The organism is Escherichia ruysiae, assembly GCF_031323975.1.
GTDB classification, from domain to species: Bacteria; Pseudomonadota; Gammaproteobacteria; order Enterobacterales; family Enterobacteriaceae; genus Escherichia; species Escherichia ruysiae.
The window spans coordinates 3,992,570-4,013,567 of record NZ_JAVIWS010000001.1; the positions used below are offsets into that span (position 1 = coordinate 3,992,570).

The 20,998-nt window shown below is 50.2% G+C and carries 21 protein-coding genes and 1 pseudogene; 6 read left to right on the forward strand and 16 right to left on the reverse strand.

Annotation, left to right across the window (positions count from 1 at the left end; all coding sequences use genetic code 11):
* Nucleotides 1-79: 79 nt before the first annotated feature.
* The 8 genes from rna to citC form a co-directional block, all read right to left on the reverse strand.
* Entirely contained in the window at nucleotides 80-886 is an 807-nt protein-coding gene (gene rna / locus RGV86_RS19105; protein ID WP_010346591.1) for a ribonuclease I, read from the reverse strand.
* 113 nt (nucleotides 887-999) lie between these two features.
* Complete coding sequence (gene citT, locus RGV86_RS19110; RefSeq protein ID WP_085460509.1) at nucleotides 1,000-2,463, reverse strand: citrate/succinate antiporter CitT; 1,464 nt, start codon at nucleotides 2,461-2,463, stop codon at nucleotides 1,000-1,002.
* Nucleotides 2,464-2,513: 50 nt separating this feature from the next.
* Entirely contained in the window at nucleotides 2,514-3,392 is an 879-nt protein-coding gene (citG, locus tag RGV86_RS19115; RefSeq protein ID WP_085460510.1) for a triphosphoribosyl-dephospho-CoA synthase CitG, read from the reverse strand.
* Nucleotides 3,367-3,918 carry a citrate lyase holo-[acyl-carrier protein] synthase gene (gene citX / locus RGV86_RS19120; protein WP_032224916.1) on the reverse strand — a complete coding sequence of 184 codons (552 nt, stop codon included), beginning with the start codon at nucleotides 3,916-3,918 and terminating at the stop codon, nucleotides 3,367-3,369. The genes citG and citX overlap by 26 nt, the downstream gene beginning before the upstream one ends.
* A gap of 3 nt (nucleotides 3,919-3,921) precedes the next feature.
* The gene (gene citF, locus RGV86_RS19125; RefSeq protein ID WP_000192233.1) at nucleotides 3,922-5,454 is read right to left on the reverse strand and encodes a citrate lyase subunit alpha; all 1,533 of its coding nucleotides are present in this window, start codon (nucleotides 5,452-5,454) and stop codon (nucleotides 3,922-3,924) included.
* Nucleotides 5,455-5,464: 10 nt separating this feature from the next.
* Entirely contained in the window at nucleotides 5,465-6,373 is a 909-nt protein-coding gene (gene citE, locus RGV86_RS19130; RefSeq protein WP_000622357.1) for a citrate (pro-3S)-lyase subunit beta, read from the reverse strand.
* On the reverse strand, nucleotides 6,370-6,666 hold the full coding sequence (citD, locus tag RGV86_RS19135) for a citrate lyase acyl carrier protein (RefSeq protein ID WP_000700703.1): 297 nt from the start codon (nucleotides 6,664-6,666) through the stop codon (nucleotides 6,370-6,372). The genes citE and citD overlap by 4 nt, the downstream gene beginning before the upstream one ends.
* Before the next feature lie 14 nt (nucleotides 6,667-6,680).
* Complete coding sequence (citC, locus tag RGV86_RS19140; protein ID WP_085460511.1) at nucleotides 6,681-7,739, reverse strand: [citrate (pro-3S)-lyase] ligase; 1,059 nt, start codon at nucleotides 7,737-7,739, stop codon at nucleotides 6,681-6,683.
* A gap of 378 nt (nucleotides 7,740-8,117) precedes the next feature.
* On the opposite strand from citC, the gene dpiB reads away from it, so the two are divergent.
* Entirely contained in the window at nucleotides 8,118-9,776 is a 1,659-nt protein-coding gene (gene dpiB, locus RGV86_RS19145) for a sensor histidine kinase DpiB (RefSeq protein WP_000938911.1), read from the forward strand.
* Nucleotides 9,745-10,425: a two-component response regulator DpiA gene (gene dpiA, locus RGV86_RS19150; protein ID WP_000126493.1), complete on the forward strand. Its 681-nt coding sequence runs from the start codon at nucleotides 9,745-9,747 to the stop codon at nucleotides 10,423-10,425. Before dpiB ends, dpiA begins: the two co-directional genes overlap by 32 nt.
* A gap of 38 nt (nucleotides 10,426-10,463) precedes the next feature.
* Here the strand turns inward: dpiA and dcuC are convergent, their stop codons facing one another.
* A complete protein-coding gene (gene dcuC / locus RGV86_RS19155; protein WP_032224920.1) occupies nucleotides 10,464-11,849 on the reverse strand; it encodes an anaerobic C4-dicarboxylate transporter DcuC in 1,386 nt (461 codons plus the stop codon).
* A 689-nt stretch (nucleotides 11,850-12,538) separates the two neighbouring features.
* Here dcuC and pagP point away from each other — a divergent pair.
* Nucleotides 12,539-12,812: pseudogene (pagP, locus tag RGV86_RS19160) on the forward strand (lipid IV(A) palmitoyltransferase PagP); the annotation flags it as partial.
* Nucleotides 12,813-12,986: 174 nt separating this feature from the next.
* On the forward strand, nucleotides 12,987-13,196 hold the full coding sequence (gene cspE / locus RGV86_RS19165; RefSeq protein WP_000034825.1) for a transcription antiterminator/RNA stability regulator CspE: 210 nt from the start codon (nucleotides 12,987-12,989) through the stop codon (nucleotides 13,194-13,196).
* A gap of 53 nt (nucleotides 13,197-13,249) precedes the next feature.
* Here the strand turns inward: cspE and crcB are convergent, their stop codons facing one another.
* Nucleotides 13,250-13,633, reverse strand: coding sequence for a fluoride efflux transporter CrcB (crcB, locus tag RGV86_RS19170; protein ID WP_000939738.1), 384 nt, complete (start codon nucleotides 13,631-13,633; stop codon nucleotides 13,250-13,252).
* Between the two features lie 92 nt (nucleotides 13,634-13,725).
* Here crcB and RGV86_RS19175 point away from each other — a divergent pair, with 92 nt between their 5' ends.
* Together RGV86_RS19175 and tatE are read left to right on the forward strand one after the other, a co-directional pair.
* Entirely contained in the window at nucleotides 13,726-14,514 is a 789-nt protein-coding gene (locus RGV86_RS19175) for a deaminated glutathione amidase (RefSeq protein ID WP_010346575.1), read from the forward strand.
* Between the two features lie 128 nt (nucleotides 14,515-14,642).
* Nucleotides 14,643-14,846 carry a twin-arginine translocase subunit TatE gene (tatE, locus tag RGV86_RS19180; protein ID WP_000503931.1) on the forward strand — a complete coding sequence of 68 codons (204 nt, stop codon included), beginning with the start codon at nucleotides 14,643-14,645 and terminating at the stop codon, nucleotides 14,844-14,846.
* A gap of 98 nt (nucleotides 14,847-14,944) precedes the next feature.
* Here tatE and lipA read toward each other — a convergent pair whose 3' ends face one another.
* The 6 genes from lipA to mrdB form a co-directional block, all read right to left on the reverse strand.
* Nucleotides 14,945-15,910, reverse strand: coding sequence for a lipoyl synthase (gene lipA, locus RGV86_RS19185; RefSeq protein ID WP_000042625.1), 966 nt, complete (start codon nucleotides 15,908-15,910; stop codon nucleotides 14,945-14,947).
* Nucleotides 15,911-16,320: 410 nt separating this feature from the next.
* On the reverse strand, nucleotides 16,321-16,962 hold the full coding sequence (lipB, locus tag RGV86_RS19190; protein WP_000284039.1) for a lipoyl(octanoyl) transferase LipB: 642 nt from the start codon (nucleotides 16,960-16,962) through the stop codon (nucleotides 16,321-16,323).
* Between the two features lie 101 nt (nucleotides 16,963-17,063).
* Nucleotides 17,064-17,327, reverse strand: a complete 264-nt coding sequence (ybeD, locus tag RGV86_RS19195; RefSeq protein WP_085460512.1) for a DUF493 family protein YbeD — start codon at nucleotides 17,325-17,327, stop codon at nucleotides 17,064-17,066.
* A 108-nt stretch (nucleotides 17,328-17,435) separates the two neighbouring features.
* A complete protein-coding gene (gene dacA, locus RGV86_RS19200) occupies nucleotides 17,436-18,647 on the reverse strand; it encodes a D-alanyl-D-alanine carboxypeptidase DacA (RefSeq protein ID WP_001092444.1) in 1,212 nt (403 codons plus the stop codon).
* 139 nt (nucleotides 18,648-18,786) lie between these two features.
* Nucleotides 18,787-19,875, reverse strand: coding sequence for an endolytic peptidoglycan transglycosylase RlpA (gene rlpA / locus RGV86_RS19205; protein ID WP_085460513.1), 1,089 nt, complete (start codon nucleotides 19,873-19,875; stop codon nucleotides 18,787-18,789).
* 10 nt (nucleotides 19,876-19,885) lie between these two features.
* Nucleotides 19,886-20,998 (reverse strand): peptidoglycan glycosyltransferase MrdB, encoded by a 1,113-nt coding sequence (gene mrdB, locus RGV86_RS19210; protein ID WP_000131717.1) that lies wholly within the window; start codon nucleotides 20,996-20,998, stop codon nucleotides 19,886-19,888.

Here is a 20,998-nt window from a genome sequence, read left to right on the forward strand (position 1 = left end):
TCAATGCAGCGCATTATGTATATATATTAATCATCATGTTTTACGTAAAACGCGCGACGACGTTTTACAGATCAGATGATTAATAACCCACTTTATCAATCACAAAGGCTTTGCCACAGTTGCCAGGGTGTGGTTGTGGTAAGAATGAGTTTGCTGAGAGCGGTGCGTTGATGGCGTCAGCTTTTATCGAAATCTGGATTTCAGTCAAATACGCCGGGTTACCCTGGCACGTTAACTTGACCGCTTTGACGTTCTCTTTCCCCCAGCTTTTGGCAAAGGCCGCGTCAAAGTCACTGCGGCTTACGGTTTTACCGTAGTTATCCGCAAGGAATTTTCCGGCTGTGCTCTCTTTAATTTCTTGATTCAGACGCACCATCGTGCCGAAATAAGCGTCCGGGTCAAAACCAAAACAGGCACCATGTTTCGCGTATTCGTAACGTTCCAGACAGGAGCGTCCGCCAGCCCCTGGCATAACTTCACTCAGTTTAGCTGCGGTTTCCAGCGATAACCCGGTTTCCGGTGATGAACACATCCGGCTGGCGCGAGCTTCCGGCAAGTTCGGGATTGGACGAGTGGCGCAGCCGAAGCGCATCCAGCGGCGTTCATCAACGCCACGCGCTGCGACTGATTTTGGCAACCCCGGCCACAGGCCATGTACGGTCAGAAAATCAGCTTTGTTGGTCGTTTCGGTTTGCAGGCGACATTCATCTCGTTCGTTACGATTTCGATCGTGTTGACTCTGGCAAAATCCTGTTTGCCAGGAGAGAGCCAGGACATAGCGGTCAAAATCGCCATACTGTTTTGCCTGCAACGCAGCGGCGTTGACAGAAGATAAGGAGAGCAGAGAAGCCGTCAGTAAAGCGGCGTTACGCCAGAATGCTTTCATAATGGGTGTGGAACTCATACATACACTGAATACTATCTATTAAATCATAAAAAAGCCCGCCAGGTGGGGGTACCTGGCGGGCGTGATGATTTATTCAGCGTTTGACGAACGTATTAGTTCCACATGGCGAGAATCGGCCAGCCTACCAGAAGCAGCATGGCAATATAAATCACCCCGAAGATAGCGCCAAGACGCCAGTAATCTTTCGATTTCACATAGCCACAGCCGTAAATAATCACCCCAGGACCGGTTGCATACGGCGTCAGACAGCCCATGATACCGATAGACAGCACCAGCAGGATACACAGTTGTTCCATTGGTACGCCCGGAATCCCTTTACCGACGGCCAGAATGACTGGCAGCATAGTTGCGGTATGCGCAGACAGGCTGGCAAACAGGTAGTGTGCAAAGTAGAAGACCAGAACCAGTACAATCACTGTTGCGTGTGGTGAGAAACCTTCCAGGTGCGTACTCATGGTGCTGGCGAACCAGTCGATAAAGCCAGAACGGGTCAGGCCATTAGCCATGACAACCAGCGTTGCCAGGTTAACCAGCGTGTTCCATGCGCTGTTATAGCGGGTAATGTCTTTCCACGGCACAACGTGCAGCGCCAGCATCAGCGAAACTGCCAGCAGGCCAACCGCAGTGGCGTTAATCACTTCACTACCAAATACCCACAAACCTAAGCTGAGCAGAACAAGACCAATCAGCGTCCACTCTCTGCGAGTCAGGCGCCCCATAGTTTTCAGCTCGTCGCCTGCCCAGGTTGCCACTTCTTCACTATGAGTGACTTCCGGTTTGTACAGCACGTAGGAAAGCCACGGTGCAATGATAAGTAAGATAACCCCAACAGGCAGGAAGCAGAGGAACCACTGCAACCAGCTAATCTGGATACCGGCAATTTTGCTGACGAACTCCAGACCCAGCACGTTCGGTGCCGCACCGGTGACAAACATGGAGGAACTCAGACTGGTACTGATGACCATCATCCACATTAAATAGCCGCCAATACGACGCGCGGACGGATCGTTCGGGAATGATTTAAACAGCGGCGGCAGGTTTTTAATGACCGGGAAAACCGTACCCCCGGTACGTGCGGTGTTAGACGGTGTAAACGGAGCCAGCAGAATGTCGATAATGACAATTGCATAACCCAACGTCAGCGTGCGTTTGCCCATGAATTTCACCAGGAAAAGGGCAATACGACGGCCTAATCCGGAAACTTCATACCCTAATGCAAAGATAAATGCGCCAAATACCAGCCAGACAGTGGTACTGGAAAAGCCAGCCAGTCCCCATTTCAGTGCCTGTTTTTGGGCATTAAAAGCGGGGTCAGCTAATTCTTTGGCGTCAAAGAGCAGGTAATTACTGCCAATAACGCAAATAGTCACTGCAATAAAACTGATCGCCGTTGCCGGAATTGGCTCGAGGATCATGCCGACAATCATTGCCACAAACACGGCGAAGTAATGCCATGCCTGCGGCGGCATACCGTCGGGTACAGGGATAAGAAACATGACGCCCATCACCACCAGTGGGGCCAATAATTTCCATATCTTATCTTTTGCTAAAGACATACGGGTTCTCCGAAAATTAATATTTCCAAATTTATCAAGTGCTTAAATTATTAAATCTGTGCTAAAAACCAGGTAAGGATCAGCAGGTCGGCGCTGCCGCCTGGACTGAGATTTCGTTCGATACACTCCCTGTCGAACTGCCGGAGATAATCGAGATCGGCGGGGGTTCGGATGCCCCCTTTTTGCAATAATGTTTGCGCCTGGCGCTGTAGCCAGCGCAGGCCCCCCTCGCCACCGCGCGATGCGACGTTGGTATCGCCGTTGATCGCCATCAGTAGCAATAAGGTATCGAGCAATGCCAGTTCAGGATCCAGCCCCTGATCCAGCAGAGTGAGGTAATGCGGGAGGGCGCGGTTGATAACCAGCGGGTAGCCCGCTTCGGCTTCACCGCGCGCACCGGTAAGACCAAGTTGCTGATATAACCGTTGGCCTGCCGTTAGTTGTGGATTATTGGTGCGCAGTTCGCGATCGGTTAGACCACGGCAGAAACTGGCTGCCGTCGCACAAACGGTTTTGGGCATTACCGGCTGGTTGAGCTGAAGCAAACGACCAATTGCCGCACACATCAGCCCTAAAGAAAAAATACTGCCTTTATGGGTGTTTACACCAGCGGTAGCGCGGAACATATCGCCTTCGCAGGCCATACCAATTGGGCGTAATCCGCTGAGTACCGATTCTGGTGCCATTTCTGCACTACAGGCACCAAATTCAATGAAACGTGGTAGCCAGCCCTGAATCGCCAGCGCGCTACGGTGGAAATCTTCCAGCGACATATCTTTGTGCGCACCGCAGTTAATGCGATCCACGAGACCGGGTTTCGGTGACAGATTGACTTCAGTCAGCATGGCGCGCCAGCCCAGCAGGGCGTAGTCATTGATTAATGACGTCGCAAGCTTTGTGGTTTTAGTTGACGTTGCAGGCATCGACATCGTTCAGCAGCGCCTCCATACGGTTGAGTAAATCGGTCAGTTGGTGGGTTTTCCCACGCGCACAAACTGCCGCACTTTGCTCGCACAACAGGCAGCGGCGAGGCGGCAGTGAATAATTGCGGCGGGAGAGAATTTCGCCTTCGGGCGTCAGGACATCGATATCCCACAAACGTCCAAGAGCATGACTATGTTCAAGCTCAATGGTGGCGAGCTTGAGGTCGCGAGCCGGTGCGGCAATGCTCAACATGCCCTCCGGCCCGCTGGCGGAAACCAGTGCAGCCTGCTCCTGAATTTGCCAGCCCTGTTTTGCGGCTAAAGCACGCAGGGCAGTCACGCCATGATTAAAAATCCGGCGTGTGACCTCGCTGTCTTTAATCGGCCCAGGCGCAACCACGGTAAAGGAGACCAGTGGAACAGGATGGCGCTTGAGCCAGGCGTGTTGCCGTGCTTGCCTTTCATCCCGGCTGATGAGCAACTCGGGAATCGAAACCGCATGGTGGCTGGCGAGTTCAGGGAGCAGGTGCATGGCTTATTCCTTCACCTGATGTACAACATCAATCACTGAGCCATCGCGGTAACGCACGACGGCAACGACGCGGTCGGTGAATTCAATCGGCTGTGGTTCACCGGTCAACAGACGCGCACGTTCGCGCAGCCACTCAATGGAAACCACTTTAATGCCCGCTTCCTGCAGACGTTCTGCCAGTTCAGGACGTGCCGGGTTAACAGCGATACCGTGGTCGGTAACCAGGATATCGACGCTGGAACCCGGGGTGATGCAGGTCAGCACGTTATCCACCAGAGTCGGAATACGACCGCGTACCAGCGGTGCGACGATGATGGAAAGGGCGGATGCAATCGCGGTATCGCAGTGACCGCCGGAAGCGCCACGCAGTACGCCGTCAGAGCCAGTCAGCACGTTGACGTTGAACTGGGTGTCAATTTCCAGCGCGCTCAGTACCACCACGTCGAGACGATCAACCGATGCACCTTTCGAACCCCAGTTGGCGTACTGGTTGGCGCTGATTTCGATATGATTCGGGTTACGAGCCAGCGATTGCGCAGCGTGGCTGTCAAAGCTCTGCACATCCAGCAGTTTGCGGATCAGCCCTTTTTCGTGCAGATCAACCATCGTTGCGGTAATGCCGCCGAGGGCGAAGTCGGCGCGAATATCGCGGCTACGCATTTTGTCTTCCAGAAAACGGGTTACCGCAAGCGAAGCGCCGCCGGTGCCTGTCTGCATGGAAAAACCTTCTTTGAAGTAGCCAGAGTTGACAATCACATCTGCTGCGCTGCGGGCAATCAGCAGTTCGCGCGGGTTAGTGGTCATACGGGTCGCGCCTGCGCCGATTTTTGCGGCATCGCCAACGCGATCAACTTTGACGATCAGATCAACCTGATCCTGTTCAATACTGGCCGGGTTATGCGGATAAGGCAGCAGTTCCTCGGTGAGCATGACTACTTGTTTCGCATTGTCGGCATCGACCATCGCATAGCCGAGGGAGCCGCAGCAGGCTTTACCGGTGTAACCGTTGGCATTACCGAATTCATCACAGGACGGGACGCCGAGAAAAGCAACGTCGATATTCAGTTCACCGCTCTGTACCAGATGTACACGACCGCCGTGAGAGTGGATTTGTACCGGTTCAGCCAGCAGGCCACGGGAGATTTCTTCCGCCAGTGGGCCGCGCAGACCAGAGGTATAAATGCGGGTGACCACACCCTGACGAATATGTTCTACCAGCGGTGCATGGCAGTCGCTCAAAGAGCTGGACGCCAGTGTCAGGTTTTTAAAGCCCATCTTCGCGATGACGTCCATCACCATATTGACGGTCAGGTCACCGCCACGGAAAGCGTGGTGGAAGGAGACGGTCATGCCGTCCTTTAAACCAGAACGACGAATAGCGTCTTCCAGGTTGGCGCACAGTTTGCGATCGCGCGCTTTTTCAGCCTGGTAGGTTTGCTTTGGCGAGTTCTGGAAAGCGGCAAGATCGCATTCAGCGCGACGATTCCAGGCCGCTACCCGTTCTTGTCGTTGAGATTGTTCAATTTTCTGCGTCATTTTGATTGCCTTATTCTTCGCGGATGCCGGAAAGTTCTGCGCGGGAGAGCACCAGACGGGCACGATCGATAACCGGACCGTCAACCATCTTGCCGTTCAGGGAAACCACACCGAGGCCTTCGCGAGCGGCGGCTTCAGCGGCTTCTACGACGCGGCGTGCGTGATCCACTTCTTTCTGGGTTGGTGCGTAGAGGTTGTGGAGCAGATCAATCTGACGCGGGTTGATCAGCGATTTGCCGTCAAAGCCCAGCTGTTTGATGTGTGCGGCTTCTTGCAGGAATCCGGCTTCGTTGTTGGCGTCGGAATAGACGGTATCGAACGCCTGGATACCGGCAGAGCGCGCGGCTTGCAAAATGGAGCAGCGAGCGAACAGCAGTTCTGTACCTTCCGGTGAGCGTTCAGTGCGCAGGTTACGCACGTAGTCTTCCGCGCCCAGCGCGATACCGATTAAACGTTCAGATGCGTGAGCGATTTCTACCGCGCGGGTAATACCCAGCGGAGATTCAATTGCCGCCAGCAAACCGGTGCTGCCCGGTTCGCGTCCGCAGGCTTTTTCAATACGCAGGATCTCTTTTTCGATATCCAGCACATCCTGAGCGGTATCAGTTTTCGGCAGACGCACAACGTCTGCACCACCGCGAACGACAGCTTCCAGGTCGTTAACACCCCATTCGGAATCCAGCGCGTTTACACGCACAATGGTTTCAATGTCGCGATACAGAGGATGTTGCAGTGCGTGGTAGACCATGCGGCGAGCGGTGTCTTTTTCACGCAGCGCCACGGAGTCTTCGAGGTCAAACATCAAGGCATCAGCCGGGTAGATGAAAGAGTTGCTGACCATCGCGGCATTAGCGCCAGGCACAAACAACATGCTGCGGCGGGTGCGGGTTTTACGTTGTTGCAGCGAAGCGGAAATCATTGGCAATCCTCCCATGGCAGAGCCGGGATACCGCTGGCGCGCGCCAGCAGGGCTTCCAGTCGTGCACGTAAAATGCAATCCAGTGCGCCTTTGTCATCGACATTCAGCTGTACGCCGCGCACGTTATAGCGGGCGAGAACGTCCAGGATGGTGGTGCGAATCGCATCACCAAACTGTTTCTCAACGCTGCTGTTGATTTGCAGGTCGATATCCTGCGTATCGAGCGGGGCGATGCGTATCATCACATCCCCAGACTCAAGGGTGCCTGCAACGGCGGGCTGGTTTATTTTCATTTTTCACCTGTTTCTCATGCGGGGGTCTTTTGACGAGCTGCCGCGTCCTGACGGGAGTGTTCAAGCAGATTCTGCAAGTAATGCAGCGTGGCTGCCGGAACCAGCGGCGCGATAGCCGTGAGATCGTTTTTCACCAGCAGTTGGCGTACCCGGGAAGCGGATATCGGCATCTCCTGGTAACGCAGCCGCTCAATTTCAACCAGTTCAATGGGCGGTGCGGAGATAGTCGGTGTTTCCAGCCAGTAGCGCATATCCTGGTTGTACTGGGCGGTCACGCGGCAATAAGGTTCAGTACCGACAAAGCGATGGGTAACGCCCAATGCTGGAGCGAGGTACTGACGGAAAATCTTCAGATCAATTTCGGTGTAGCAATGGTTAATGACGCACTGTTCTTTAATGAAGTAGCAGGGGAACGTGGCGCGGGAGATGATGTATTCGGAGCCGCGATGCACGGTCAGGCGCGGAATATCGGCGGTGCCTTTCAACACCAGATCCAGCCGGTCTTCATAGGGAAAGCGCGAAGAATCTTCTTTGACTAAAAACAGATGCAGCCAGTCACACTGTGCCGCTGCCTGTTGAATCAGATAACGGTGACCGTTAGTAAAGGGATTGGCGTTCATCACAATGCAGCCAATTTTGTTCCCTTCATGACGAAATTTTTTTAGTGACTCGGCATAGCGTTTCAGACGTGTGGCACTGTTTTCCATCAACACCATCACGCCTGGTACGCTGGTCAGCGTGTAAAAACCGCACTGGCGGAACAGCGCCTCGTATTCGATTTTGGTATAAATAAACAGATGCGTGCTGTGCCGTTCATAGGCGAGGTTTATCAGTTCGGTGGCTAATGTCAGCGCCAGTCCTTCACCGCGAACAGATTCGCTGATAGCGACGCACTTAATAATATTTCCGGCGATTCCACCGCAAGCGATAAGCTTTTCATTGCGGGTTACGGTAATAAATACTTCGACTGTTGTGTCAACGCTCAAATCATTGTCATGCAGAAATTGGGCAATTTCTGCCATTTTTTTATTTTCTGAACGTTTTACCCGGGTGAAAATATCATTGCCGAACATAATAAGTCATATCCTGAAGGTATGTGTTGTTATCAATTTGCAATGAATGTTAGTCAGTGTTGCAAACTGATAACCTTTTATTTTCAGTTGGGAGAAAAGGCAGCGAGCGAGGTATATCTGTTTCTCCTTTTGCCATACATCCTAAGGAGTATTGCGGCGTGAAATTTTGATTTATTTCACATAGAGTTAGTGGTTTTTTATTTATTTAATGGTTTTAAGTTTTTTAATTAATGTAATTGCGGATTGGTGCGTGGTTTTAAGTTATTTAATTGATTTAATGAATGAATTTTGCCACGATCATATTTGATTTTTATATATCGAGATTCAACATTTTAATTACATTCACCAAAAGACAGGGTTTACCCCGCAAGGAAAACAATGTTGCAGTTTAATGAGAATAAACAGTTTGCTTTTTTCGAACGACTGGCATTTCCGTTGCGTATCTTCCTGCTGATTCTGGTGTTCTCAATATTTGTCATCGCAGCACTGGCGCAATATTTTACGGCCAGTTTTGAGGACTATTTAACGCTTCATGTGCGCGATATGGCAATGAATCAGGCGAAAATTATTGCCTCCAATGACAGCATCATCACGGCGGTTAAAGCGCGTAATTACAAACGGCTGGCGACCATTGCCGATAAATTACAAAGAGATACTGATTTTGACTATGTGGTGATAGGTGACCGCAACTCGATCCGCCTTTACCATCCTAATCCCGAGAAAATTGGTTATCCTATGCAATTCACCAAACCCGGCGCGCTGGAGAAAGGGGAGAGCTACTTCATCACGGGTAAAGGGTCGATAGGTATGGCGATGCGTGCCAAAACACCGATCTTTGATGATGATGGCAAAGTCATCGGCGTGGTGTCGGTGGGTTATCTGGTCAGTAAAATCGATAGCTGGCGCGCCGAATTTTTATTACCAATGGCCGGCGTATTTGTCGTGCTACTGGGTATTCTGATGCTGTTGTCGTGGTTCTTAGCCGCACATATCCGCCGCCAAATGATGGGGATGGAACCGAAGCAAATTGCGCGGGTTGTTCGTCAGCAAGAGGCGCTGTTTAGTTCGGTTTATGAAGGGCTGATTGCAGTGGATCCGCACGGTGACATAACCGCCATCAACCGTAACGCAAGAAAAATGCTGGGGCTGAGTTCCCCTGGGCGGCAGTGGCTGGGCAAACCCATTGCAGAGGTGGTCAGACCCGCCGATTTCTTCACCGAGCAGATTGATGAAAAACGCCAGGATGTGGTGACAAATTTTAACGGCCTGAGCGTCATTGCTAATCGGGAGGCTATTCGTTCTGGTGACGATTTGCTGGGGGCAATTATCAGCTTTCGTAGTAAAGACGAAATTTCCACCCTCAATGCACAACTGACGCAAATTAAACAATATGTCGAAAGCCTGCGCACATTGCGTCATGAACATCTCAATTGGATGTCTACGCTCAATGGTCTGTTGCAGATGAAAGAGTATGATCGCGTGCTGGCGATGGTTCAGGGGGAGTCCCAGGCTCAGCAACAGCTTATTGACAGTCTGCGCGAAGCCTTTGCCGATCGCCAGGTGGCGGGGCTGTTGTTTGGTAAAGTACAGCGCGCCCGCGAACTGGGGCTAAAAATGACAATCGTCCCCGGCAGCCAGCTTTCTCAACTGCCGCCAGGGCTGGACAGCACTGAGTTTGCGGCGATTGTGGGCAACTTACTCGATAACGCTTTCGAAGCCAGTTTGCGCAGCGATGAAGGGAATAAGATAGTCGAGTTATATTTGAGTGATGAAGGCGATGATGTGGTGATAGAAGTCGCCGATCAGGGTTGCGGTGTCCCAGAGGCTCTGCGCGACAAAATATTTGAGCAGGGCGTCAGTACGCGTGCTGATGAACCCGGTGAGCATGGCATTGGGTTGTATCTTATTGCCAGCTATGTAACGCGCTGCGGTGGAGTTATCACTCTTGAAGAGAATGACCCCTGCGGTACTTTATTTTCAATCTATATTCCGAAAGTGAAACCTAATGACAGCTCCATTAACTCTATTGATCGTTGAGGACGAAACGCCGCTGGCAGAGATGCATGCGGAATATATTCGTCATATTCCCGGATTCAGTCAGATATTGCTGGCGGGAAACCTGGCGCAGGCCCGAATGATGATCGAGCGTTTTAAGCCGGGGCTTATCCTGCTGGATAACTATCTCCCTGACGGTAGAGGTATTAATTTACTGCATGAACTAGTGCAGGCGCATTATCCCGGTGACGTGGTGTTTACTACTGCTGCCAGCGATATGGAAACGGTATCTGAAGCAGTACGCTGTGGTGTGTTTGATTATCTGATCAAGCCAATTGCTTATGAGCGTCTGGGACAGACATTGACCCGTTTTCGCCAGCGTAAACATATGCTGGAAAGTATTGATAGTGCCAGTCAGAAGCAAATTGATGAGATGTTTAACGCTTATGCGCGTGGCGAACCGAAGGACGATCTTCCGACTGGTATTGATGCGTTGACACTTAACGCAGTGCGGAAACTTTTCAAAGAGCCAGGTGTGCAACATACGGCGGAGACGGTAGCGCAGGCATTGACCATCAGTCGCACTACCGCCAGACGTTATCTTGAATATTGCGCCAGCCGCCATCTTGTTATTGCTGAAATTGTTCACGGTAAAGTTGGCAGGCCGCAGCGCATTTACCACAGTGGCTGAAGAGAGTGCCGGAGGAAGCATACCTCCGGCAAGGAGAATTATTTACCTGTAACTGCGGCGGCTGTTCCGGGTACAATCAACTCTGTAGCCACGATGACAATCACCAGCCCAACAAGCACCGGCACCGAGGTGCGTTTAACCACTTCAAAAGGCGAAATTTTTGCCATCCCGGCAACCGCAACCACAACGCCAGAGACAGGCGAAATCGTGCGACCCAGGTTTGACGCCTGTAGCATTGGAATAGTCAGGTATGCCGGGTTAATGCCTGAAGAGTGCGCCAGTTTCGGGATCATCTCAACGAATGCATAGAATGGCGCATTGCCGGAACCCGTAGTCACCGCCGCCAGCATCGTCAGGATAACCAACACCAGCATGAGGATAATGCTCGCTGAACCAAACGAGGTAGCGATTGAGATCAGGCTCTGGATAAAACCGATGGTGCTAAGTCCCTGGGCAAATACCCCCGCAGCAACTAATAGCATTACCACGTTAGCGAAGGCATCAGCCATGCCGCGATAAGCCACTTCGAGGCCAGAAAAGACTTTTTGTGTATTAAAGCTGCGAATAAATTCCAGAACGGAGGCAATCAGCATACATATCACCAGAATGGTGATGATGTGCAATTGCGGACCCCATTTGCCGTCAAAAAATAGCACGCCAATGATCGGTGTGAACGGCAGAATGGCGTAAAACGCGGGGGCGGTGGTAGTGATTTCGCTGACATCTAACATTTCATGAGAGATGTGCTCTTTTTTATCCAGATAACGCTGCCAGAAAAAATGGGCTATCGCCATGCCGATAATTGCGGTAATTGAGATAGGCAGCGTCGTTTTGAAGGCGAAGTCAATTAACGGCATTTCGGAAGCCTGCGCCGCCAGCACCACATCACCAGAAGTTGGTGCGAGAATAATTGCCGCCGGTGAGGCGCAAATGGCAGCAGCCGCGCCGCGACTAATACCCACGTTCACCATGACCGGGAACAACGTTGCCATCAGTAAAACGCCCAGGCCCGTTGCGGAGGAAACTGCCAGTGACATCAGGCAGGCAACAAAATAGGCGGCAATCATCAGCAGGTAAGGGGAGTTTATGTACTGCAGCGGTTTTGACGCCAGCTTGACGACCATATCGTTCGCGCCGATATGGGTCATATAAGCGGCAAAACCACACAGCATCATGATCATCATGCCAAGGTCGCCACCGCGACTCATCAGCAATATTTTAATGTATTCAACGATATCCGTGGCACTATAGCCCGTTGAAGTCTGGCTGGCAGGTAAAACTTTGTGCCCCATAATGGCACTGATAATCAGCAATAACAGACCACCTGCAAATAATACCCCGGTGGCGGAATACCCTTTAATGATGTAGCGAGCTACACCCACAATAACCATAACTCCAATAAGGAGCTCAATGAATGTCAGCATAATTTTTCCTGTTCCAGACTCCAAGGTAAATAATAACAAATTCCTAAGACTAAAGAAAAAATATGCCGAATAAATGGGTGGCGAATGCTGATTAAAATCAAGAAAAGCTACCATTAATACATTGATGTTTTTGTTTTTTATACCTGAATAACAAAATGCGTTTTTATGACCGGTATTTATCAATGTGATTATGTATGCTAATTGATAAGTAATTGATGCAGTTTTGTTAATCGCTTGATGGGAGAACCTTTTCTTACTTAAAAAATGATTTTCTGTATACGCGTGATGAGAGTGTAGGAGATGTTTATTTGCTGACTTATTATTTCATCTAGTTAAAAAATAAGGTTTTTTTCTGTTGTAGATTGCGAACCGTGCTGGGATGAATTTTGTGATTAAGCAGCTATATGAAAGAAAAATACAACTTAAGTCTCCGGAATAATTTGATGATATTTTCTTGTATAACGCTATTAAATATTAAGTTTGTTCTTTAGGTTGAAGTAATTAAGGTTTGTTTATTTTAGTTTAGCTATGCTGACAGTGGATTTCTGATAAATATTTTATGGCCACTAATGGGCGCAAGTAAATGTATTGCCGTAATTCCCCTTGTTTTCATTGAGCGAATCCGTGTTGACTAAGTTTCTGCTGGTACGGATCTATGGATTACTACATTTAGATAGAATCTCGGTAAAACCTGGCATTCACTTTTCGCTTATAACAAAGAAAAAACGATCGCTATAACGAAAAATCGTGGGGCAGCGGTTTGGGTCAGTTGCGTTGGGATGAGAAAAGTAACGGGTACGGTTTGTACGTAACGACGCGTGATAACGGGAACGACATACCTGTCCCGGTGTACTGCCATTGGTTTGTGTGGGCTATGAGCTGGCTACTTTTCAGATGACCTATATTCCTGGCACCTACAACAATGGCAATGTTTACTTTGCCTGGATGCGGTTTCAGTTTTAGACAAGTTATGTTTTTACAAAACCTTTAAAAATCATAGCGTAAGGCAAGTATCACCAAAAATAACGCGACTTTTATCACTTTTTAGCAAAGTTGCACTGGACAAAGCGTACCACAATTGGTGTACTGGTAACCGACACAGCATTTGTGTCTATTTTTCATGTAAAGGTAATTTTGATGTCTAAGATTAAAGGTAACGTTAAGTGGTTTAATGAGTCCAAAGGATTCGGTTTCATTACTCCGGAAGACGGCAGCAAAGATGTGTTCGTACACTTCTCTGCAATCCAGACTAATGGTTTTAAAACTCTTGCTGAAGGTCAGCGCGTAGAGTTCGAAATCACTAACGGTGCCAAAGGCCCTTCTGCTGCAAACGTAATCGCTCTGTAAGATACGTCAGCAAGAATTCAAAACCCGCTTAATCAGCGGGTTTTTTTTGGTCTTTAGTGTGCGGTTGATGCTGAAAACAACCAGAAAGCCAGTGCAGTCATGGCAAAAGAACCTAACAGGTTTACGAAGACGTTCAGTAATGCCCAACCAAAACGCCCTTCCTGCAACAAAAACACCACTTCGGCTGAAAATGTTGAGAAGGTTGTCAACCCGCCACAAAATCCGGTGGTGATTAATACTTTCCACACTGGATCAATGTTTGTCATCCGACTGAACCAGGCAAATCCCATACCTATGATGAATGCGCCGATCAGGTTTGCTGCCAATGTTCCCAAAGGAATCGCCTGATGCAGCGGGTTAAATCGCATACTTAACAGCCATCTCGCCACGCTTCCCGTACCACCGCCAATAAAAACTGCTAAAAGGAGTTGTAACACTGCAAAATCCTGCTATTTGATTTGTATGAGTGATAAGTGTAACGCCGAATAATCATCGTTGGCGAATTTTACGACTTTGGCAGGAGGTGGTAATGCTGGTTGCCGCAGGACAATTTGCTGTTACATCCGTGTGGGAAAAGAACGCTGAAATTTGCGCCTCGTTGATGGCGCAGGCGGCGGAAAACGACGTCTCGTTGTTTGTCCTGCCGGAAGCCTTGCTGGCGCGGGACGATCATGATCCGGATCTATCTGTTAAATCAGCGCAGCTGCTGGAAGGCCAATTTATCGGGCGTTTATTGCGGGAAAGTAAACGTAACATGATGACGACGATTCTGACGATTCATGTTCCCTCTACGCCGGGGCGAGCATGGAATATGCTGGTGGCTCTTCAGGCAGGAAAAATTGTCGCTCGTTATGCCAAATTGCATCTTTATGATGCGTTTTCCATTCAGGAGTCGCGTCATGTTGATGCAGGTAATGAAATAGCCCAGTTACTGGAGGTCGAAGGCATGAAGGTCGGTCTTATGACCTGCTATGACTTACGCTTTCCGGAGCTGGCGCTGGCACAGGCTATACAGGGAGCAGAAATCCTGGTCCTTCCGGCAGCCTGGGTTCGCGGACCGCTCAAAGAGCACCACTGGTCAACGTTGCTTGCTGCTCGTGCTCTGGATACCACCTGTTATATGGTGGCGGCAGGGGAGTGCGGGAACAAAAATATCGGGCAAAGCCGGATTATCGATCCCTTTGGCGTCACCATTGCGGCGGCGGCAGAAATGCCGGCCTTAATCATGGCGGAAGTGACACCTGAACGCGTGCGTCAGGTACGTGCACAACTCCCCGTCTTAAACAACCGACGGTTTGCGCCACCGCAATTATTATGATGTTTTTTTATTCGGCGCTTGATTCACCTTGTTACAGATTGCTATTGTGTGCGCGCGTCGAATGACCGTTAATATTCTCTGGTTTTTAAGGCGCGTTCTGTTGCCGGTTTTATGTCAAGAAGGTATCTATGGGTGAGATTAGTATTACCAAACTGCTGGTCGTTGCGGCACTGGTCGTTCTGCTGTTTGGGACTAAGAAGTTACGTACGCTGGGCGGAGACCTTGGAGCGGCTATCAAAGGATTCAAGAAAGCGATGAATGATGACGATGCTGCGGCGAAGAAAGGCGCAGACGTTGATCTTCAGGCTGAAAAGCTCTCTCATAAAGAGTGACGTGGCGAGCAGGACGCTCCCTCTATATCTTGTTCGATAAAAAAACCCGCTTCAGATAGCGGGTTTTTATCAGACAGATGTAAGTAATTATTACGGGATTACTTAACTTCCATCCCTTTCGCCTGCAAATCAGCGTGGTAGGAAGAACGGACAAACGGACCACATGCAGCATGGGTAAAGCCCATCGCCAGTGCCTCGGCTTTCATTTCGTCGAACTCATCCGGGCTAACGTAACGTTGAACTGGCAGGTGATGGCGGCTTGGCTGCAAATATTGCCCCAGCGTTAACATGGTCACACCATGACGACGCAGATCTCGCATCACTTCAATAATTTCTTCATTGGTTTCGCCCAGACCCACCATTAAACCCGATTTGGTCGGGATTTCCGGATGCGCTTCTTTAAAGCGTTCTAAAAGTTTCAGCGACCAGTTGTAATCCGCGCCTGGGCGTACCTGACGGTAAATACGCGGCACGTTTTCCAGGTTGTGGTTGAACACGTCTGGCGGCGTGGCGGTCAGAATATCCAGCGCGCGATCCATACGACCACGGAAATCCGGCACCAGAGTTTCAATTTTGATTTCCGGGCTTTTTTCCCGAATGGCAGTAATGCAATCCGCAAAGTGCTGGGCACCGCCATCGCGCAGGTCGTCACGGTCAACGGAGGTGATAACCACATAACGCAGTGCCATATCGGCAATGGTCTGCGCCAGTTTCACCGGCTCATTGGCATCCGGAGCTACCGGGCGACCGTGGGCAACGTCACAGAACGGACAACGGCGGGTACAAATAGCGCCGAGGATCATAAACGTTGCTGTACCGTGGTTGAAGCATTCTGCCAGGTTAGGGCAGGAGGCTTCCTCGCAGACAGAATGCAGGCCATTTTTGCGCATTGCGGCTTTGATGCCCTGGATACGTGTAGAGTCTGCAGGAAGCTTGATTTTCATCCATTCCGGCTTGCGCAGCAGGGCTTCGCGCTCTGTTGCCACGTTTTTAACCGGGATAAGGGCCATCTTATCGGCATCGCGGTATTTTACACCGCGTTCCATCACAATGGGTTTACTCATAGCGTGCGTGTTCCAGTTGCGAATTACGAAGGAAAGCGTTCAACTCAATAGATTGTTGTAATTATCAACTATTTTTGAATTAACGACTGGCAGTATATCATTGAAACGGTCCAGAAAGCAGCCAAAGCGGTCGCGAAAATGTAAAATTGTTGTTGGTTTGTGCCATTTTGTCGTTTATCTCTGTGATCTGGCTGTAACAATAATTTTTTCAAATGACGTTGTCGGTAACATCAATCACTCATGAAGTCTGAGCACGCTGGATGAATGTGTTGTAATAGACAGCAAAATCCATTTGCCCCTCATTTAATGCTGAAAAGAGCTATTTCTCCAGAGGCCTGCAACGGTTAAAGAGGACATAAATGTGGGCATGAGTAATGACCCAGTACAAGTTGGGTCATTTATGAGCGTCGTTAAGCAGATATATATTCTACGGCAGGATTATTTAGCAGGGCTAAAATATTTCTCAGCAAGCGTGGCGCAACATTGTCGGTTGTTGCATCAGGTCTCCATTGCGATATTTTAGCCATTTCCATTCCCGCATACCCACAAGGGTTAATGCGTAAAAATGGCGAAAGATCCATATTGACGTTTAATGCCAGGCCGTGGAATGAACAACCGCGACGAATACGTAAGCCGAGCGAGCAAATTTTCTTTTCCCCGACATAGACACCCGGAGCATCTGCACGAGGATGTGCATCAATATCCAGTTCAGCCAGGGTATTTACAACCGTTTGTTCGAGTAAGGTCACCAACTCACGCACACCCAGTTTGCGGCGTTTAAGATTAAACAAAACGTACATTACCTGCTGACCTGGGCCGTGATAAGTCACCTGACCGCCACGGTCGCTCTGGATCACCGGAATATCACCCGGCATTAAAATATGCTCCGCTTTTCCTGCTTGTCCCTGCGTGAATACCGGATAGTGCTCGACCAGCCAGATCTCATCAAGGGTACTTTCATCGCGGGTATCGGTGAATTCATGCATAGCCTGGGAGATTGGCTCGTAAGGCTGAAGACCGAGCTGGCGGACAAGAATTTTATCCTGATACAAAACGGCATCTCCGTGGAGAATGAGTAAAAGTGGAGAAAAAGTATATCACAGAGGAGGGAGGGGAGTTACCCGACCAGGAGGCCGGGTAATGGTAAAGCGAGTTACAGAACCATGCGGACAATATCGATTTTGCCCAGTTCTTCATACAGTGTTTCAACCTGCTCGATATGAGTGGCGTTGATAGTGATAGATACCGAGTGGTAGTTGCCTTTGCTGCTTGGTTTTACCGTTGGGGTGTAGTTACCTGGCGCATGGCGCTGTACCACTTCAACCACCTGATCAACCAGCTCAGGTAACGCCTGCCCCATAACTTTGTAAGTAAAAGGAGTAGGGAATTCAAGCAGTTCGTTAAGTTTGGTTTTCATGTCAGCTCCGGCGTAACGTAATTAAATAGCAACTCCCGCCAGAAGGCGGGAGTTTTTACTGATGCTTAGTATATGGGGGCGGAAATCACACTTTCAAGTGTTCAATTTTTAACCAAACCAGTGATGGAACATTAATTTAATGTAATCAATGATTTTGCCGAAGAAGTTGCCTTCCGGGATTTCCTGCAACACCACCAGCGGACGTTGCTCAATGGTTTTACCGTCAAGCTGGAAGTTAATAGTACCAACGACCTGATTCTTTTGCAGCGGCGCATGAAGCTCACTGCTGTTCAGCACGTAGCTGGCTTTCAGGTCTTTCATGCGGCCACGTGGGATGGTCAGGTAAACGTCTTTATCAACACCTAACGAAGCGCGATCAGAATCACCAAACCAAACCGGTTCAGAGGCGAACTCTTTGCCTACTTTCAGCGGGTTAACGGTTTCGAAGAAACGGAAGCCCCAGGTCAGCAGTTTTTTACTTTCGGCTTCACGGCCTTTGAAAGTGCGTCCGCCCATGACTGCGGAGATCAGACGCATCTGACCTTCTGTCGCAGAAGCAACAAGGTTGTAACCTGCCTTGTCAGTATGACCGGTTTTGATACCGTCAACATTCAGGCTGTTATCCCACAGCAGGCCGTTACGGTTGAGCTGACGAATACCGTTAAAGGTGAACTCTTTCTCTTTATAGATAGAGTATTCATTTGGTACGTCACGAATCAGCGCCTGACCGATCAGCGCCATATCTCGTGCAGAGCTGTACTGACCGTCAGCGTCGAGACCGTGTACGGTCTGGAAATGGGTATTTTTCAGACCCAGCGCGTTAACGTAGCTGTTCATCAGGCCAACAAAAGCATCCTGACTACCGGCGGCAAAGTCTGCCATAGCAACACAAGCATCGTTACCGGATTGCAGGTTAATACCACGGATAAGCTGCGAAACTGGAACCTGCATACCCGGTTTGAGGAACATCAGCGAAGAACCTTTAAACACCGGGTTACCGGTAGCCCAGGCGTCGTTGCCGATGGTCACTAAATCAGTTTCTTTAAATTTACCGGCTTTCATTGCCTGGCCGATAACGTAGCTGGTCATCATTTTGGTCAGGCTGGCAGGATCGCGGCGGACATCTGCGTTCTGTTCGGCGAGCACTTTGCCGGAGTTATAGTCGATCAGGATGTAGGACTCCGCGTCGATCTGCGGTACACCCGGGATCATAGTTTTGATATTCAGGTCATCGGCATGTGCAGCAGAGATAAAGGCTGTGCAAAGAGCCGTGGTGAGCGCCAGGCGCTTCATGATACGAGCGGAAGAAATGGTATTCATGGTCTGAACTACGACATCCGTGATGGAATTAAAAAAAGTGCCCTACTATAGCAAATGCACTACCGACAGGCATCTGACTTTCCGCGTGACTTTGTTAACGTCATTTACAGAAATTGACACTTCAGTTGCCTGCTTTACGCTATTGCGCGGTGGTAATAAATGACTGTAATTGGGCTTCGGTTTGTAAACGTTGCTGCAAGGTACTGGCTTCGGCTTTGCTGGCAAATGGGCCAAGCTGGATCCGCCAGACTGCGCCGTTTTGGGTCACTCGACCGGGGACGCCGAACTTCTGTCCTAACTGCTGTTGATACTGTTGAGCGCGAGCCTGATCGCTAACAGCACCGACTTGCACCATAAAGTTACCGCTGGCATTTTGCGAAGCAGCTTGCGGTGTCACCATTGCAGGTGTTGTTGCAGGCGTTGAAGCCGGTGCTGTGACCACTGGCTGTGGTGTCGGCGTCGGTTCACTGCCTTCCAGTACACCAGGCGCTAAGGTGGTTGGTGCGCCGAGGAAACCGCTGCTGGTGACAGGCGCGCCGGTCGGATCTTCACTTTTCAGCGTCGAATTGCTGACCGGAAGAATATCACCCTGCGGGCCAGATACTGAATTTGTTCCCGCTCCGCCGCTTAAGTCGGGGGGCGCTGGCAGGGCATAAGTCTGTTTGGCGACAGTGGTACAAGCCATGCCTGGACCAGAAAGAGAACCATCCTGGGCGACGATAATCGGATCGATACGAACTTTGGTGTTGTTCGAGGTGTTAAGACGGTCGGCTGCCGCGCGGGAAAGTGAAATTACGCGATCGTTGCCGTAGGGACCACGATCGTTAATGCGCACCACAATCATCCGACCATTAGCCAGGTTCGTGATTCGCGCGTAGCTGGGGATCGGCAGAGTCGGATGTGCCGCTGTTAGCTGCATCGGATCGAACGCTTCACCTGAGGCCGTCAGATTGCTGCCCGGTTCGGCATCATAAATAGCCGCCAGGCCAGCCTGACTAAAGCGTGAGGGATCCTGCACGATTTTGTAGCTTTTGCCATCGCGTTGGTAATCCTGATTCGCTGTCGCGTTCAGTGGTTCGAAACGCGGTTCTGCCCCGCCAATCTCAACTATTGGGCCGTTACATACCGCAGGCTGCGGTATACTTACCGTCTGTTGCTGACCATCATCGCTTGTACATGCCGCGAGCATTCCTGCCGCGATGCAGATCACGAGCCACTGCTTACGCATTGCGCACCTCTTACACGCTTTTCGACAACATTTTCCTGTGGGTGTGGATTGACATCACAATCCCGAACCCAGCCATCAGCACTATAAGCGCCGATCCTCCATAACTGACCAGTGGGAGCGGAACCCCTACAACCGGCAGAATACCGCTTACCATACCAATATTTACGAAGACATAAACGAATAATATCAGCATTAAACCGCCAGCCATGACGCGACCAAAGGTGGTTTGTGCTCTGGCGGCTATCCACAGCCCGCGCATGATCAGCAGAATGTAGAGAGCGAGCAGAATCAAAATGCCCACTAATCCCAGCTCTTCCGCCAGTACCGCGAAGATAAAGTCGGTATGGCGCTCGGGCAGAAATTCAAGCTGTGACTGAGTGCCGTGCAGCCAGCCTTTGCCGCGTAATCCGCCGGAGCCAATAGCTATTTTAGACTGAATAATGTGATAACCCGCGCCAAGAGGGTCTGATTCTGGGTCGAGGAGCATCATTACGCGCTGGCGCTGGTAATCATGCATCAGGAAGAACCACAGAATCGGAATGAACGCTGCTACCAGCACCACTGCAACGCCGATCAGGCGCCAGCTAAGGCCAGAGAGGAACAGTACGAACAGACCGGAAAGCGCAACGAGAATTGACGTCCCCAGGTCAGGCTGCGCTGCGACCAGCAGCGTGGGCATAAATATCAGCACCAGGGCGATGGCGGTATTTTTTAACGACGGAGGACAAACGTCGCGGTTGATAAAGCGTGCCACCATCAGCGGCACAGCTATTTTGGCAATTTCCGACGGCTGGAAACGAACGATACCGAGATCCAGCCAGCGTTGAGCACCTTTGGAGATGGCGCCAAAGGCATCTACTGCTACCAGCAAAATAATACAGATGATATAGAGATAGGGCGCCCAGCCCTCATAAACGCGCGGAGGGATTTGCGCCATTACCACCATAATGACCAGACCCATTGCGATCTGACCGATTTTACGCTCCATCATGCCGATATCCTGGCCGCTGGCACTCCAGATTACCAGAGCACTGTAGACCAGCAATGCCAGTAAAATCAGCAGCATCGTGGGATCAAGATGGACTTTATCCCAGAATGTTTTTTTATTCGGATTATCCGTCAT

What these genes read in the sequence shown, in the direction of transcription:
- rna (WP_010346591.1), bottom strand. Translation starts at nt 886, where the DNA reads ATGAAAGCATTCTGGCGTAACGCCGCTTTACTGACGGCTTCTCTGCTC.
- citT (WP_085460509.1), bottom strand. Translation starts at nt 2,463, where the DNA reads ATGTCTTTAGCAAAAGATAAGATATGGAAATTATTGGCCCCACTGGTG.
- citG (WP_085460510.1), bottom strand. Translation starts at nt 3,392, where the DNA reads ATGTCGATGCCTGCAACGTCAACTAAAACCACAAAGCTTGCGACGTCA.
- citX (WP_032224916.1), bottom strand. Translation starts at nt 3,918, where the DNA reads ATGCACCTGCTCCCTGAACTCGCCAGCCACCATGCGGTTTCGATTCCC.
- citF (WP_000192233.1), bottom strand. Translation starts at nt 5,454, where the DNA reads ATGACGCAGAAAATTGAACAATCTCAACGACAAGAACGGGTAGCGGCC.
- citE (WP_000622357.1), bottom strand. Translation starts at nt 6,373, where the DNA reads ATGATTTCCGCTTCGCTGCAACAACGTAAAACCCGCACCCGCCGCAGC.
- citD (WP_000700703.1), bottom strand. Translation starts at nt 6,666, where the DNA reads ATGAAAATAAACCAGCCCGCCGTTGCAGGCACCCTTGAGTCTGGGGAT.
- citC (WP_085460511.1), bottom strand. Translation starts at nt 7,739, where the DNA reads ATGTTCGGCAATGATATTTTCACCCGGGTAAAACGTTCAGAAAATAAA.
- dpiB (WP_000938911.1), top strand. Translation starts at nt 8,118, where the DNA reads ATGTTGCAGTTTAATGAGAATAAACAGTTTGCTTTTTTCGAACGACTG.
- dpiA (WP_000126493.1), top strand. Translation starts at nt 9,745, where the DNA reads ATGACAGCTCCATTAACTCTATTGATCGTTGAGGACGAAACGCCGCTG.
- dcuC (WP_032224920.1), bottom strand. Translation starts at nt 11,849, where the DNA reads ATGCTGACATTCATTGAGCTCCTTATTGGAGTTATGGTTATTGTGGGT.
- cspE (WP_000034825.1), top strand. Translation starts at nt 12,987, where the DNA reads ATGTCTAAGATTAAAGGTAACGTTAAGTGGTTTAATGAGTCCAAAGGA.
- RGV86_RS19175 (WP_010346575.1), top strand. Translation starts at nt 13,726, where the DNA reads ATGCTGGTTGCCGCAGGACAATTTGCTGTTACATCCGTGTGGGAAAAG.
- tatE (WP_000503931.1), top strand. Translation starts at nt 14,643, where the DNA reads ATGGGTGAGATTAGTATTACCAAACTGCTGGTCGTTGCGGCACTGGTC.
- lipA (WP_000042625.1), bottom strand. Translation starts at nt 15,910, where the DNA reads ATGAGTAAACCCATTGTGATGGAACGCGGTGTAAAATACCGCGATGCC.
- ybeD (WP_085460512.1), bottom strand. Translation starts at nt 17,327, where the DNA reads ATGAAAACCAAACTTAACGAACTGCTTGAATTCCCTACTCCTTTTACT.
- dacA (WP_001092444.1), bottom strand. Translation starts at nt 18,647, where the DNA reads ATGAATACCATTTCTTCCGCTCGTATCATGAAGCGCCTGGCGCTCACC.
- rlpA (WP_085460513.1), bottom strand. Translation starts at nt 19,875, where the DNA reads ATGCGTAAGCAGTGGCTCGTGATCTGCATCGCGGCAGGAATGCTCGCG.
- mrdB (WP_000131717.1), bottom strand. Translation starts at nt 20,998, where the DNA reads ATGACGGATAATCCGAATAAAAAAACATTCTGGGATAAAGTCCATCTT.